The organism is Roseibium sediminicola (assembly GCF_023156505.1).
GTDB classification, from domain to species: Bacteria; Pseudomonadota; Alphaproteobacteria; order Rhizobiales; family Stappiaceae; genus Roseibium; species Roseibium sediminicola.
On record NZ_JALNMJ010000003.1, the window covers coordinates 148,488 to 162,760 of the forward strand.

13 protein-coding genes are annotated in these 14,273 nt (G+C 61.9%); 3 read left to right on the top strand and 10 right to left on the bottom strand.

The features are described 5' to 3' along the window. Positions 1-18: 18 nt before the first annotated feature. From M0H32_RS06180 to chvE, 6 genes are all read right to left on the bottom strand, one after another. Entirely contained in the window at positions 19-942 is a 924-nt protein-coding gene (locus M0H32_RS06180; RefSeq protein WP_248152189.1) for a Gfo/Idh/MocA family protein, read from the bottom strand. Continuing rightward, positions 942-2,684 (bottom strand): L-arabinonate dehydratase, encoded by a 1,743-nt coding sequence (gene araD, locus M0H32_RS06185; protein ID WP_248152190.1) that lies wholly within the window; start codon positions 2,682-2,684, stop codon positions 942-944. The genes M0H32_RS06180 and araD overlap by 1 nt, the downstream gene beginning before the upstream one ends. A 3-nt stretch (positions 2,685-2,687) precedes the next feature. Continuing rightward, the gene (araD1, locus tag M0H32_RS06190) at positions 2,688-3,683 is read right to left on the bottom strand and encodes an AraD1 family protein (RefSeq protein WP_248152192.1); all 996 of its coding nucleotides are present in this window, start codon (positions 3,681-3,683) and stop codon (positions 2,688-2,690) included. 4 nt (positions 3,684-3,687) lie between these two features. Beyond that, complete coding sequence (mmsB, locus tag M0H32_RS06195; protein WP_248152193.1) at positions 3,688-4,932, bottom strand: multiple monosaccharide ABC transporter permease; 1,245 nt, start codon at positions 4,930-4,932, stop codon at positions 3,688-3,690. 13 nt (positions 4,933-4,945) lie between these two features. Then, a complete protein-coding gene (gene mmsA / locus M0H32_RS06200; protein WP_248152196.1) occupies positions 4,946-6,460 on the bottom strand; it encodes a multiple monosaccharide ABC transporter ATP-binding protein in 1,515 nt (504 codons plus the stop codon). Positions 6,461-6,544: 84 nt separating this feature from the next. Beyond that, positions 6,545-7,624: a multiple monosaccharide ABC transporter substrate-binding protein gene (gene chvE, locus M0H32_RS06205; protein WP_248152199.1), complete on the bottom strand. Its 1,080-nt coding sequence runs from the start codon at positions 7,622-7,624 to the stop codon at positions 6,545-6,547. Positions 7,625-7,782: 158 nt separating this feature from the next. Between chvE and M0H32_RS06210 the strand changes: the two genes are divergently transcribed. Beyond that, on the top strand, positions 7,783-8,739 hold the full coding sequence (locus tag M0H32_RS06210) for a LysR substrate-binding domain-containing protein (RefSeq protein WP_248152208.1): 957 nt from the start codon (positions 7,783-7,785) through the stop codon (positions 8,737-8,739). Positions 8,740-8,760: 21 nt separating this feature from the next. Here M0H32_RS06210 and M0H32_RS06215 read toward each other — a convergent pair whose 3' ends face one another. Genes M0H32_RS06215 through M0H32_RS06230 form a run of 4 tightly spaced genes read right to left on the bottom strand, consistent with a single transcriptional unit; the run spans position 8,761 to position 11,815 of the window. Further along, on the bottom strand, positions 8,761-9,597 hold the full coding sequence (locus M0H32_RS06215) for an amidohydrolase family protein (protein WP_248152211.1): 837 nt from the start codon (positions 9,595-9,597) through the stop codon (positions 8,761-8,763). Next, positions 9,594-10,025 (bottom strand): RbsD/FucU family protein, encoded by a 432-nt coding sequence (locus M0H32_RS06220; protein ID WP_248152212.1) that lies wholly within the window; start codon positions 10,023-10,025, stop codon positions 9,594-9,596. Before M0H32_RS06220 ends, M0H32_RS06215 begins: the two co-directional genes overlap by 4 nt. Further along, the gene (locus tag M0H32_RS06225) at positions 10,015-11,058 is read right to left on the bottom strand and encodes an aldo/keto reductase (protein ID WP_425607303.1); all 1,044 of its coding nucleotides are present in this window, start codon (positions 11,056-11,058) and stop codon (positions 10,015-10,017) included. The genes M0H32_RS06220 and M0H32_RS06225 overlap by 11 nt, the downstream gene beginning before the upstream one ends. 43 nt (positions 11,059-11,101) lie before the next feature. Continuing rightward, a complete protein-coding gene (locus M0H32_RS06230; RefSeq protein ID WP_248152218.1) occupies positions 11,102-11,815 on the bottom strand; it encodes a GntR family transcriptional regulator in 714 nt (237 codons plus the stop codon). A 118-nt stretch (positions 11,816-11,933) separates the two neighbouring features. On the opposite strand from M0H32_RS06230, the gene M0H32_RS06235 reads away from it, so the two are divergent. Next, complete coding sequence (locus tag M0H32_RS06235; RefSeq protein WP_248152222.1) at positions 11,934-13,460, top strand: UxaA family hydrolase; 1,527 nt, start codon at positions 11,934-11,936, stop codon at positions 13,458-13,460. 52 nt (positions 13,461-13,512) lie between these two features. Next, complete coding sequence (locus M0H32_RS06240; protein ID WP_248152223.1) at positions 13,513-14,262, top strand: SDR family oxidoreductase; 750 nt, start codon at positions 13,513-13,515, stop codon at positions 14,260-14,262. Positions 14,263-14,273 lie beyond the last annotated feature (11 nt).

A 14,273-nucleotide genomic window follows, 5' to 3' on the forward strand; every position in this document is an offset into this window, starting at 1 on the left:
ACTCAGGCTGTGACCAGCCTAGAAATGAAAGGCGTCCGTGGTGAGCCTGCGGCCCAGCGAGAAGGCGTCGCAGACATGGATCATCGGCGAGAGATCGACATCGCTCCTGCCGGTTTTCACCAGCTCCGCCATGCGGGCATAGAGATTGGCATATTCGTGGTTCGCCCCCTGTGTAGCGGGCGCGCCCTCGATTTCCAACCTTTCACCGCCAAGTGAGAGTTTGGCGCAGCCGCGGTCGGTTTCAATGTCGATGTCCCAGGTCTGCGGACCTTCCTGGCGCCAGTCGAAGACGGCGCTCATCTCGGCCCCGGTCGGATCGGCAAAATCCAGGTTGGCGGCGATCGGGGTCGCCCGGTTTTCCGGAAATTCCAACGTCGCGCCGGTGAGATGGACCGGATAGGGCAGGATTTCCGTCAGGATCGACAGGGCGTTGATACCCGGATCGAAGACGCCCATGCCGCCCGGCTCCCAGATCCATTCCTGGCCCGGATGCCAGCGGCGCACGTCTTCCTTCCAGGTGATCTTCAGGCGCTTCAGGGTGCGTTCTGCAAGAAAGGCTTTCAGCGCCGGAACATTGTCGGCATGGCGGGAATGCCAGGTGGCAAAAAGGGTTACGCCGTGTTCCTTCGCCATTTGTTCAAGCGTGAAACACTCCGCAAGGCTCTGCCCCGGCGGTTTTTCCAGCATGACATGCTTGCCCGCTCTCAAGGCCTTGGCGGCATAGTCGAACCGCGGCTGGGGCGGGATCGCGAGTGACACCACCGTGATGTCCGGCCGGTTTTCCAGCAGCGCGTCTATGTCCTGAAAATGGTCGATGCCATCGACACCGGCATGACGACTGACCGCCGCCGCGAGGCTCCAGTCCGGGTTTGCGTTGATTGCGGGAATATGCTGGTCGCGGGCAATCTTGCCGATGCCCACCAGCGCCAGTTTTTCAGCCATCAATGAGAATCCTTCGGCACGGCGGAGCCGCGACAGCCTTTCAGGAAGTCGAAATCGGCACCGGTATCGGCGCCCTGGACGTGATCGTGGAACAGGCGGGCATAGCCGCTCTCCGGGACGTGGTGGTTCGGAGACCAGGCCGCAAGCCGCTCGATCAGTTCTTCTTCGGAAATGTCGAGATGGATTTTCCGGTTCGGCACATCCAGTTCGATCATGTCACCGGTTTTCACCACCGCGAGCGGGCCACCGGCGGCAGCTTCCGGGGTGGTGTGCAGCACGACGGTGCCATAGGCCGTGCCGGACATGCGCGCATCGGAAATGCGCACCATGTCGGTGATGCCCTTTTTCAAAACTTTCGGCGGCAGACCCATGTTGCCGACCTCGGACATGCCCGGATAGCCCTTGGGTCCGCAATTCTTCAGGACCATCACGCAGGTCTCGTCGATGTCGAGCGCGTCGTCGTTGATCTTCGCCTTGTAGTCGTCAATGTCCTCGAAAACGACCGCGCGGCCCCGGTGCTGAAGCAGGTGCGGCGAGGCGGCGGAGGGCTTCAGCACTGCACCACTCGGCGCCAGATTGCCCTTCAGCACCGCGATGCCGCCCTGTTGGGTCAAGGCTTCCTCGACCGGCAGGATGACATCCTCGTTCCAGTTCTTCGCATCCTTGACCTGGTCCCAGATCGCCTCGCCGGCCACCGTGATCGCGTCCTTGTGGAGCATGCCGGCTTCGCCGAGCCGTTTGATCACCACCGGCAGGCCACCGGCATAGAAGAACTCTTCCATCAGATATTTGCCCGACGGCATCAGATTGACGACGGTCGGAATGTCCCGGCCGAGCCTGTCCCAGTCGTCCAGGGTGAGGTCGATGCCGACGCGGCCGGCAATCGCAAGCAGATGAATGACCGCGTTGGTCGAGCCGCCGATGGCGCCGTTGGTGCGGATGGCATTCTCGAAGGCTTTTCGTGTCAGGATATCGGACGGCTTCAGGTCGTCCTTGACCATCTGCACGATCCGACGGCCCGACAGATGCGCCATCACCCGGCGGCGGCTGTCGACTGCGGGAATGGCGGCGTTGCCGGAGAGCGCCATGCCAAGTGCCTCGGCCATGGAGGCCATGGTGGAGGCCGTGCCCATGGTGTTGCAGGTGCCGGGCGACCGGCTCATGGCGGCTTCCGCTTCCAAAAACTCTTCTTGTGTCATCTCGCCGGCCTTCACGGCTTCGGAGAATTTCCAGAGATGGGTGCCCGAACCGACCCGCTCGCCTTGGAACCAGCCGTTGAGCATCGGCCCTCCGGTGACCACGATCGCCGGAAGATCGACGGAGGCCGCGCCCATGATCAGGGACGGCGTGGTCTTGTCGCAGCCGACCAGAAGGACAACACCGTCCAGCGGCGTCGCGCGGATCGCTTCTTCCACATCCATCGAGGCCAGATTTCGGTACATCATCGCCGTGGGTCTGAGCGTGCTCTCACCGGTCGAAAACACCGGAAACTCGACGGGAAAGCCGCCGGCCTCGTAGATGCCGTGCTTGACCCGTTCGGCGAGATCGCGGAGATGGCCGTTACAGGGAGTGAGCTGGGACCAGGTGTTGCAGATGCCGATCACCGGGCGGCCGTCGAAAAGGTCATCCGGCAGGCCCTGGTTCTTCATCCAGCTGCGATGATAGATGTGGTCGCGGCTGGTGCCGCCGAACCATTCGGCCGAGCGCAATCTGCGCGGCCATTTTGCCGGTTTGAACGTCATGACTTAAAGCACTTTCACTTGAACGGCGGCATCTTCCGACGGCCGGAACACAAGCCGGTTTTTCAAGGGAACGCCGAAGCCCGGCGCGGAAATCTCGACCTCGTCGCCCTCCTGGCAGGAAATGCCGTCGGCAAAGGAGAGGGTCGCCGTTCCGAACATGTGCACATGGACATCGCCCGGCTGGCGGAAGACGCCGTATTTGAAATGGTGGTGTTCCAGATTGGCGAGCGTGTGCGACATGTTCGCTTCGCCGGACAGGAACGGTTTTTCCCAGAGCAGCGAGCCGCCCCGGTAGATCCGGCTGGTGCCCTGGACGCTTTCCGGCAGCTCACCGACAAGCAGCTCCGGCCCGAAAGAGGCGGGGCGCAATTTGGAGTGGGCCAGATAGAGATAGTTCTGCCGTTCCATGACGTGGTCGGAAAATTCGTTCGCAAGCGCGAAACCAACCCGGAACGGCGAGCCGTCCCTGGCAATCACATAGACGCCCGCAATCTCCGGTTCCTCGCCGCCATCGTTGCAAAAACCAGGGCTGACAAGGTCGCCGCCGGGGGCGACCGCGCAGGCGCCGTTACCCTTGTAGAACCATTCGGGTTGCACACCGACATGGCCGGGGGCGGGGCGTCCGTTTTCCAGTCCCATATGGAACATCTTCATGCTGTCTGTGACGTTTGCATCGTCGTTCTTCGACTTGGCATGCATGGCATCGCGGGTCGCGGCGGAGCCGAGATGGGTCAGGCCGGTGCCGGTCAGATGCAGATGCGCCCCGTCCGGATGGGTGATCGGCAGCAGCAGGCGGCCTTCGGCAGCAAGCTGTTCAAGATCGACGGCAGGGCCGAGGTCGTAGCCGCGGATGCAGTCGGCCAGGCTGATGCCTTTTTCGATGGCTTCCTGGACGAGGGCGTAGGTCGATGGAGCCCCTTTCAGGATACAGGCTTCGCTGCCGTTTCGAACGACGACCGCCTGGTTGCCGGCATCGTCGCGGATCTGGGAAATCAACATGGCGCTATCCCTGCTTGTTCTTGTTGTAGACGTCGAAGATGACGGCGGCGAGCAGGACCAGGCCCTTGATCATCTGCTGGTAGTCGATGCCGATGCCCATGATCGACATGCCGTTGTTGAGCACGCCCATCAGGAAGGCGCCGACCACTGCGCCGATGATGGTGCCGACCCCGCCGGACATGGAGGCGCCGCCGATGAACACCGCCGCGATCACGTCGAGCTCCAGCGCGAAACCAGCTTTCGGGGTTGCCGTGTTGAGGCGGGCGGCAAAGACCAGGCCCGCCGCGGCGGCCAGCACGCCCATGTTGGTGAAGGCGAGGAAGGTCAGCCGCTCGGTCTTGATGCCGGAGAGCTTGGCGGCCTTCTGGTTGCCGCCAAGGGCATAGATCCGCCGGCCGACCGTGGTCGTTTCGGTGATGAAGGCATAGATGACCGTCAGGACGCCCATGGTGATCAGCACGTTCGGCAGCCCGCGGAACAGGGACAGCTTGAACATGACGAAGATCAGCGCGGCGGCAATGATCACGTTGCGGGCGACGAAGAAGCTCCTCGGCTCGTCCTCGATACCGTAGGCCTTGTTCTGGGCGCGCTGGCGCAGGCCGATCCAGACCACCAGGGCAGCGGCGGCGAGGCCGGTGCCGAGCGCCAGGACGTTGACCTTGCGCGCATCGAAGATCTCCGCCAGTGCCGCGCCGAGGCCGGCCGGGAAGATGTCCGGTACAAAGCCGGTGGCCAGCACCTGGAATTCCTTCGGGAACGGGCCGACGGACTGGCCCTCGAGCAACCACAGCGACAGACCGCGGAAGACCAGCATGCCCGCCAGGGTCACGATGAAGGAGGGGATCTTCCAATAGGCGACCCAATAGCCCTGGGCCGCGCCGATCACGCCGCCGATCACGAGGCAGCTGATGATGGTCACCAGGACGGGCATGTCGTGATTGACGATCATCACCGCGGCGAGCGCGCCGATGAAGCCCATCACCGAGCCGACCGAGAGGTCGATATTGCCCGACACGATGACGATCAGCATGCCGAGCGCCATGATGACGATATAGGAGTTCTGCAGCAGCAGATTGGTGACGTTCACCGCCCGCAGCAGAGTGCCGTCGGTGACGATCTGAAAGAAGGCCATCACCGCGATCAGTGCGAAGAGAAGGCCGTATTGGCGCAGGTGCGAGGAAAGATACTCGCCAATGCTCTTGGTCTTAACGACCGGAGCCACATTGCTATCGCTTTCTGCCAGTTCCATCGGTCTCGCTCTTTCACTCGTTGACAATGAGCGACATGATGCGCTCCTGGCTCGCGTCGGCGGCGTTGAGTTCGCCGACAAGCGCGCCTTCGTTCATGACGTAGATCCGGTCGCACATGCCGAGCAGTTCCGGCATTTCAGACGAGATCATGACCACCGCTTTGCCCTGGGCCGCGAGGTCGTTGATGATGGTGTAGATTTCATATTTGGCGCCGACATCGATGCCGCGGGTCGGCTCGTCGAGGATCAGGACTTCCGGCGCGGTGAAGAGCCATTTGGCCAGAACCACCTTCTGCTGGTTGCCGCCCGACAGGTTGACCGTCTTCTGGAACACCGACGGGGTACGGATCGCCAGCGCCTCGCGGTAGCGTTCGGCGACCTTGGTCTCTTCGTTGCGCTTCAGAATGGATCCTGCCGAAACGCCTTCGAGATTGGCCAGCGTGGTGTTGAACCGGATGGTCTCGTCGAGCACCAGGCCGAGCGCCTTGCGGTCCTCGGTGACATAGGAAATGCCGGCATCGATGGCCCGGTCGACCGAGCTGACATCGACCGGCTGGCCCTTCAGCTTCACGGACCCGGAAATGTTGCGGCCATAGGAACGGCCGAAGATCGACATGGCGAGCTCGGTCCGCCCGGAGCCCATCAGCCCGGCAATGCCGACGACCTCGCCGGCGCGGACATTGAACGAAGCATTCTTGATGACTTTCCGCTCGGCATGTTCCGGGTGCCAGACGTTCCAGCCCTCGACCTCCATCAGGATATCGCCGGGGGTGCGGCTGTGTTCCGGAAACCGGTGGGTCATGTCCCGGCCGACCATGTCGCGCACGATATCGTCTTCGCTCAGACCCGCCCTGGCATCAAGCTTGGAAACCGTCATGCCGTCCCGGATCACGGTGACGCTGTCGGCGACGTAACGGACTTCGTTCAGCTTGTGCGAGATGATGATGCTGGTGACGCCCTGTGCCTTCAGCTCCAGCATCAGGTCGAGCAGTTTCCTGCTGTCGTTCTCCTGGAGCGCGGCGGTCGGCTCGTCCAGGATCAGAAGCTTGACGTCCTTGGACAGCGCCTTGGCGATTTCCACCAGCTGCTGCTTGCCGACGCCGATATTGTCGACCTTGGTGGTCGGCGCTTCCACCAGCCCGACCTTGGCCAGAAGCTCTTCGGTGCGCTTGTTGGTTTCGCGCCAGTCGATCATACCCTTGCGGGCGCATTCGTTGCCCAGGAAGATGTTCTCTGCGATGGACAGCTGCGGCACCAGCGCCAGTTCCTGGTGGATGATGATGATGCCCTTGCGTTCGCTGTCCGAGATTCCTGAGAACCGGGCCGGCGCGCCGTCATAGACGATCTCGCCGTCATACTGGCCGTGCGGGTAGACGCCTGACAGAACCTTCATCAGCGTGGACTTGCCGGCACCGTTCTCGCCGACGACGGCGTGGATCTCGCCTTCTTGGACGTCCAGATTGACCTGGTTCAGCGCCTTCACGCCGGGAAAGGTCTTGCTAATGTTCTGCATGGAAAGGAGTGCCATCGACCCCGTTCTCCGAGTTCGGAAGGAAAGACCCGCCCGCAAGTTTAACGCCTACGGGCGGGAAGTCTGCTTGGGAGAATTTTCTTATTTGACCTGGTCAGCCGTGTAGTAGCCGCTGCCGATCAGGATATCTTCCCAATTGCTTGAGTCGACCGCGACCGGCTCCAGCAGGTAGGACGGCACCACCTTGACGCCATTGTCATAGGTCTTGGTGTCGTTGATTTCCGGCTCGCCGCCTTCCAGCAGGGCATTGACCATGCCGACGGTGACACGGGCCAGTTCACGGGTGTCCTTGAAGACGGTGGAGTACTGCTCACCCGCGAGGATGGACTTCACGGAAGGAACTTCGGCGTCCTGACCTGTGACGATCGGCATTTTCTGGTCGCCGGAGCCGTAGCCGACACCTTTCAGGGACGACAGGATGCCGATGGACAGGCCGTCATAGGGGCTGAGCGCGCCATGGAGGGTCTTGTCGGTGTAGTGGGCGGACAGAAGGTTGTCCATGCGGGCCTGGGCGACAGCGCCGTCCCAGCGCAGGGTGCCGACCGTGTCCATGCCCATCTGGCCGGACTGGATGACGACGGTGCCGTCATCGATCAGCGGCTGCAAGACGGACATGGCGCCGTCATAGAAGAAATAGGCGTTGTTGTCGTCCGGGGATCCGCCAAACAATTCAACATTGTACGGGCCGTCGCCGAAGCGCTCTTTCAGGCCGCTTACCAGCGAGGTCGCCTGCTGTACGCCGACCTTGAAGTTGTCGAAGGTGGCGTAATAGTCGACATCGCCGCTGTCGCGGATCAGGCGGTCATAGGCAATGACCTTGATGCCGGAGGCGGCCGCGTTTTCCAGCGCGTTGGAAAGCGTGGTGCCGTCGATGGCGGCGATCACGAGGACGTCGACGCCCTTGGTGATCATGTTCTCGATCTGCGCCAGCTGGTTCGGAATATCGTCTTCAGCGTATTGCAGGTCGGTGGCGTAGCCGGCTTCGGTGAACTGCTCGACCATCGAGTTGCCGTCGGAAATCCAGCGGGCCGAGGATTTGGTCGGCATGGCAATGCCGATGGTGCCCTTGTCCTGGGCCATGGCTGCGCCGGAAAGCGCGACGCCGGACATGAGGGTTGCTGCTGCCGCGACCGCGACCAGCGCCTTGGAAACAAGTTTCATTTCGTCCTCCCAGACCGGTTCCCCACCGGCCTCAAGTCAATCTCAGGCATGCATGGGTGATGCCGGGTCTAAATGGGAGAAAATCAACATGACCGTCAAATTATTATTCATTATTGTTGAATACCAAAAATGGTATGTGATTTGAGGTTGAGACGTTCATGAGCCTGGATCTGCTGCGACGCGGCCTGAAGATTTCCCATCTGCGCCTGCTGGCTGAACTGGCCGGTCATTCACGGCTGACCGACGCCGCTCAGGTACTCGGCATCACCCAGCCGGCCGCCTCGCGCCTGATCGCCGAAATCGAGCGGATCACCGGGGCGGAGATCTATTTTCGCAGCGGCCGGGGCATCGAGCTGACCGATGTCGGCCGCAAACTGGCTGAAAGATGCGTGCGCATCCTACAGGAATTCGCCGATGCCGGCCGGGATATCGAGCAGCACCAGGCGGGCCAGAGCGGTCATGTCAGCATCGGCTCGGTGACTGGACCGGCCATCGAATATGTGCTGCCGGCGCTGCGCCAGATCCGCATTCACAGCCCGGAAATCTCGATTTCCGTGGAGGTCGGGCCAAGCAACTCACTGGCGATGATGCTGGAGGATGGTCGGCTGGACTTCTCGATCAGCCGGGTACCTGTTGACGAGGATCCCGCCCTCTTTGAGGAAAAGCCGCTGTTGCGCGAACCCGCCGTGATGATCGCGCGGATCGGCCATCCGCTGACAAGGCACGAGACGCCTTTGGCCGCGGATGCCTTTCTGCCTTATGACTGGGTGTTGCCGCCGGTCGGCGCACCGATCCGGCAAACGGTGGAACAGGCGCTCCGGGACGCCGGCCTGTCCTTGCCCGGGCGCGTGCTGACCACCTCTTCCTTCCTGTTCACGCTGGCGACCATCCAGCAGACCAATGCGGTCGCACCGGTCGCGAGATCTGTGGCCAACAGCTTTGCCAACCGGCCGGATGGCGCGCCCGGCAGCATTGCGGTTCTGGAAAGCCGCTTGCCGCTGTCGGTGGAGACTTATTCCTTCCTGACGCGTAAGGGGCAGGTGCTGACTCCGGTGGCGCAGGTCGTGGCGCAGGAAGTTCTGAGGGTCATCACCGGTCATGCAAGTCTGGGGTAATGCTGCAAGCTGGTGGAGGCCTCAGCTATTGCGCGCCCGCAGGTAGACCCGCTCGGCATTGCCTCCAAGAACGGCCTGCTTTTCATCCTCTGAGAGATCCTGCAGCAGCTCGCCCGTGAGCTGAACCCAGTCTTCGTAGGAACAGGCAAGCGTGCAGACCGGCCAGTCGGAGCCCCAGATCAGTCGGTCCGGGCCAAATATGTCCAGGAGGTAATCAACATGTGGACGCAAGGTGTCGACAGTCCATTTGGCTCCTGCCTCCGTCACAAGACCAGAGAGCTTGCAGTAGACCGACGGACGTTCCGCGATGAAGTACATATCCTCTGCCCAGGCGGAGACATTGCCGCCGGCGATATCGGGCTTGGAGCCGTGGTCGATAACTATCCGCAAGCGCGGGTGCCTGTCTGTAAGCCACAGCAGGTTTCTCAGATGCTGCGGCAGCGTGAGGGCGTCGAAGACAAGATCGTGCGCGACAAGCGCGCTGTAGGCCGGGGTCAGACTGCCCTTCAGCATCCAGTCGGGATCGTCAATGTCCTGGATCATCGGCCGAAGACCGACAAGCTTTGGATCGGCCGCAAGCTCCGCGATCTGGTCCGGAGCATCGCTTGCCTCGAAATCCACCCAGCCGACCACACCCTTGATGAACGCGTTCTGCCGCGCAAGGCCCAGCATGAAGCGGGTTTCGGCGACGGTCGGTGCTGCCTGGATCAGGATGGTGCCTTCAATTCCGAAGCGAGTTAGGTAAGGCGTCAGGTCGCCCGGTCCGAAATCCCGGTAGATCGGTTTAAAATCCGGTGTCAGCCAGCCATAGTCGCCGCGCGCGAGCTGCCAGAAATGCTGATGGGCGTCCAGTCTCATGGCGCGATGATGCCTTTGGTCAGGATGATGTTGCCGTAAATTCGTTGCTCTCCGGTCTGGACGACCGCGAAGGCGGACGAGGCTTCCTCGTAAAAGGCGTGCCGTTCGAGCGTTGAAATCTGTGCCGGATTGTCGGCGGTCTCGTCGATGAGGGTCTGGAACTCGGCGACAATGTCCGGAACGGCGTCCGGATCGCCGACGACCTGCATGGTCTGCGCCGGGGCGGCGACAAATGTGTCGAGCGGCATCACCTGAAGGATGGCCGCGAGCACATCGGTGGCGGTGATTCCGTCCAGGCGGATACACTCCGGACCGCTGCTTTCGGCCGGATAATTGGCATCGGCGATGACGATCCGGTCGCCATGGCCCATGGCCCTCAAGGCATAGAGCAGGGCAGGGCTCAGGATCTGGGGCAGATTACGCAGCATGGGAGGTCTCGCTTGGAAGGGGGGCATCCGGCCGAATCAAGTTCTCGGTCCTGAGGTCGGACCAGAGACCGGCGGGAATGTTGGTTTTCAGAAGGGCAATGTTGGCCTCGACCTCGGTGGCGTTGACCGCGCCGGGGATGACTGTCTTGACGGCCGGATGACCGAGCACGAATTGCAGCGCGGCTGCAATCAGCGGTACGGAATGAGAGTTGCAAACCGCCTCGATCCGGCGCACCCGCTCAAGGATGTCCGGTGGTGCCTCAGTATAGTTGTACTTGGCGCCAGGGACGGCGCCGGTCGCGAGAATGCCGGAATTGTAAGGCCCGCCCAGAATGATGCCGACATCGCGTTTTTCGCAAAGCGGCAGGAAGCTCTCCAGGGCGTCCTGTTCCAGCAGCGTATAGCGGCCCGCGAGCAGGAAACCGTCGAAATCGGCGAGGCCCAGCAGTTTCTGGCAGACCTGCCACTCGTTGACCCCGGCGCCGATTGCGGCAATCTCGCCGGCATCTTTCAACTCGGTGAGCGCCCTGTAGCCGCCGTCGTCGAACAGTTCCCGCACCCGCGCATCGCTGGCTTCCTGCGACCCTTGCGAAAACGCGCAGACATCATGCACGAACAGAATGTCGGCATTGGCGACGCCGAGGCGCTCTCGGCTTGCCTCGTAGCTGCGCATGACGCCGTCATAGCTGTAGTCGAAGACGATCTTCTTCTGCGGCACGTCGACAAAGGCCTCCGGGGTCACTTCCTCGGGCGTGCAGTCGATGAGCAGGCGGCCGATCTTGGTCGACAGGCAGATATTGTCCCGCCCGAACCGCCTGATCGCCTCGGCAAAACGCAGTTCCGAGCGGCCAAGGCCGTATTGAGGCGCCGTGTCGAAATAGCGGATGCCGTTGTCGAAGGCCGTCTGCAGGGCGGCCTGCGCATCCTCTTCGGAGACCTTGCGATAAAGATTGCCGAGCGGCGCACCGCCAAAACCCATCTCCGTCAGGTGGATCGGGCGATTGGTTCTTGCATTTAGTGGCCGCGATTTCAGAGCGGTCATGTTTATCCTCCCGGTGTTTGATTTCGGTCCGATCTCAGTCGAACAGGTCCGGCCGGCTTTCCGCCAGCGGCTCAAGGCGTGTGACCAGCTCACTCAGGTGTTTTTGCATCGCCTTGCGGGCCCGTTCCGGATCGCGGTCGCGAATGGCCTCGAGAATCTGCCGGTGTTCCTCATAGGCCTCATAGGCCCGGCCGCGCATGGGCAACAGCAATTGCCGGGCCCGATTGACCTGAACCCAGCCGGTCGCGGCCAGCGCGTTGAGCCTCGGATAGCCGGTGAAGGCGAAGATCAGCTCGTGCATATGTTCGTCTTCCCGGTAGAAACCGGTCTCGTCGTGGTCTTCCAGGCAGAGCGCCTGCAGACGCAGATTGCGCGTCAGTTCCGCCAGCTGCTCTTCCGTCCGTTCTTCTGCCACCCGGGCGACGGCGGCAAGCTCGATGGCTTCACGCAGGAAGGCGCCTTCGCGGATTTCCGACATGGAGAATTTGGTCACGCGGGACCCGGATTGCGGCACGACCTCCACCAAACCTTCGGCGGCGAGTTTGGTGATCGCCTCGGTGACAGGAGAGCGCGACACGCCCAGCTGTTCGCAAATCACCTGTTTTTTCAACGGTGTGCCAGGCGGCAGGTCCATGGCGAGGATCGCTGTCCGCAAAGCCTCGTAGACGCGCTGGGCCAGCGATCCGGAGAGCTTGCTGATGTCCGGCAGGGTGATGTCCGGGAAGTCGTGTTCGGTGCTCAGGGACATGATTATCTCGATTAGTATGCTAACATGTTAGTTGACACAGTTGTCCTGTCAAGCTTATCGTCGGGTCAAATCGGAGCTCGACAAAACCCAAATCGGGGCCGAACCGGGAGAAACATTCGTGCTGCAGCCTCATGCCAATTCAATCCTTCTCAACGCCGATGATAACGTGGTCATCGCCCTTGAGGATATTGAAGCCGGAAAACAGGCAGCCTTTGTGGATGCGCCTCTGGTGAACGAAATCCAGCGTGGCCACAAGATCGCGCGAAGCCCCATTGCCACCGGTCAGAATGTCATCCGTTATGGTCAGATCATCGGCCAGGCAAAATCCGACATTCGTCCCGGCGAGCATGTCCATGTCCACAATCTCGGCATGGGCGACCACAGTCAGGATTACCAGCACGCGGAAGCCTCTGTTCCGCTTGCGCCCATAACGGACGAGCGAACCTTCATGGGCTACCGCCGGGCGACGGGGCGGGCGGGCACACGCAACTACATCGGCATTCTGACTTCCGTGAACTGCTCGGGGTCTGTCGCCAAGTTCATTGCCGAGGCGGCCGAGAAATCCGGCCTTCTCGACGAATTTCCGAATGTCGACGGCATCGTTCCGATTGTCCATGGCACCGGCTGCGGCATGTCGGCCAGGGACGAGGGCTACGCAACCCTGTTCCGGACCCTGTCCGGCTACGCGCAGCATCCGAATTTCGCCGCGATCTTGCTGATCGGACTTGGCTGCGAGGTCATGCAGATTGCCGATCTCGTCGGCGAGCGCAAGATCCGCACGGGCGGCGACTTGCGCTACATGACGATCCAGCAGACCGGCGGCACTCGCAAGACCATCGAAGCGGGGCTGAAGGAACTGCGCGAGCTGGCAGCGTTGGCGAATATAGCTGTGCGCACGCCGATTCCGGTGTCGGAAATCACGGTCGGCATGCAATGCGGCGGCTCGGACGGTTATTCCGGCATCACCGCCAATCCGGCCCTTGGCATTGCGTCCGATCTTTTGGTGCGCCACGGCGGCACCACCATCCTGTCGGAAACCTCCGAGATCTATGGCGCCGAGCATCTTCTAACCCGCCGGGCGGTCTCGGTCGATGTCGGCAGGAAGCTGATCGAGCGTGTGCGCTGGTGGGAGGACTACACCGCGCGAAACGGCGGCGAGATGGACAACAATCCGTCGCCCGGCAACAAGCGCGGCGGCTTGACCACCATCCTGGAAAAATCCCTGGGCGCGGCTGCGAAGGGCGGGTCGGCGCCGCTGGTGGATGTCTACAAGTTCGGCGAGCCGATCGACAAGAAGGGTTTCGTCTTCATGGACAGTCCCGGCTTCGATCCGTGTTCCGTCACCGGCCAGATTGCGTCGGGTGCCAACATCATCGTCTTCACAACGGGGCGCGGCTCGGTCTCCGGCTACATGCCGACGCCCTGCATCAAGCTGGCGACCAACAGCGAGATGTATGGCCGCATGTCCGAGGACATGGACATCAATTGCGGCGATGTCATTTCGGAAAACGTCAGCCTGGAGGCCAAGGGCGAGGAGATCTTCGAAAAGATCATCGCCGTTGCCTCTGGCGCGAAGTCGAAGAGCGAGAAGCTCGGCTTCGGCGGCGTCGAATTCGTGCCGTGGCAAATCGGCGCGGTGATGTAGCCGCAGCCTCGAGAATTACAAGAAAACGCGCGGACGTTCGGGAGGAATTTGAGTGCGCCTGAAGGATAAAACAGTTCTGATTTCTGCGGCCGGCCAGGGCATTGGCCGTGCCAGCGCCATTGCCTGCGCCAGGGAAGGCGCGAAGGTCTTCGCGGTCGACATCAACGACGAGACCCTGGCGACGCTGCCCGCAGAAGCGCCGGGCATCGAGACCCGCAAGCTGGATGTCTGCGACCGCGCGTCGATAGATGCCTTGGTAGCCGAGCTGCCCGAGCTCGACGGCCTCTTCAATTGCGCCGGTTTTGTCCATCACGGCACGGTTCTCGACATCGGCGAGGACGACTGGGATTTCAGTTTCGATCTCAATGTCCGGTCCATGTACCGCATGACCCAGGCCTTTCTGCCCGGCATGCGCCTGAGGGCCAAGGCAACCGGGTCCGCCTCGATCCTCAACATGTCCTCGATGGCCTCGTCCATCAAAGGCTTTCCGGTGCGCACGCTTTACGGCGCCACCAAGGCGGCCGTGATCGGCCTCACCAAAGGCATTGCCGCGGATTTCGTGGCCGAAGGCATTCGCTGCAATGCGCTCTGCCCGGGCACGGTCGACACGCCCTCCTTGCGGGGCCGGATCGCGTCCGCGCCGGATCCGGTTGAAGCGGAGAAGAATTTCATTGCCCGCCAGCCCATGGGCCGGCTGGCCACCGTCGACGATCTGACCCCGATGGTCGTCTACCTTTTGTCGGATGAGAGCCGGTTCGTATCCGGGCAGGCGCTCCTCGTCGATGGAGGCGTCACCATCTAGTGACCCTTCGT

Excerpts from the sequence above, each read along its gene's own strand:
- M0H32_RS06180 (WP_248152189.1), bottom strand. The coding sequence starts at position 942 with ATGGCTGAAAAACTGGCGCTGGTGGGCATCGGCAAGATTGCCCGCGAC.
- araD (WP_248152190.1), bottom strand. The coding sequence starts at position 2,684 with ATGACGTTCAAACCGGCAAAATGGCCGCGCAGATTGCGCTCGGCCGAA.
- araD1 (WP_248152192.1), bottom strand. The coding sequence starts at position 3,683 with ATGTTGATTTCCCAGATCCGCGACGATGCCGGCAACCAGGCGGTCGTC.
- mmsB (WP_248152193.1), bottom strand. The coding sequence starts at position 4,932 with ATGGAACTGGCAGAAAGCGATAGCAATGTGGCTCCGGTCGTTAAGACC.
- mmsA (WP_248152196.1), bottom strand. The coding sequence starts at position 6,460 with ATGGCACTCCTTTCCATGCAGAACATTAGCAAGACCTTTCCCGGCGTG.
- chvE (WP_248152199.1), bottom strand. The coding sequence starts at position 7,624 with ATGAAACTTGTTTCCAAGGCGCTGGTCGCGGTCGCGGCAGCAGCAACC.
- M0H32_RS06210 (WP_248152208.1), top strand. The coding sequence starts at position 7,783 with ATGAGCCTGGATCTGCTGCGACGCGGCCTGAAGATTTCCCATCTGCGC.
- M0H32_RS06215 (WP_248152211.1), bottom strand. The coding sequence starts at position 9,597 with ATGAGACTGGACGCCCATCAGCATTTCTGGCAGCTCGCGCGCGGCGAC.
- M0H32_RS06220 (WP_248152212.1), bottom strand. The coding sequence starts at position 10,025 with ATGCTGCGTAATCTGCCCCAGATCCTGAGCCCTGCCCTGCTCTATGCC.
- M0H32_RS06230 (WP_248152218.1), bottom strand. The coding sequence starts at position 11,815 with ATGTCCCTGAGCACCGAACACGACTTCCCGGACATCACCCTGCCGGAC.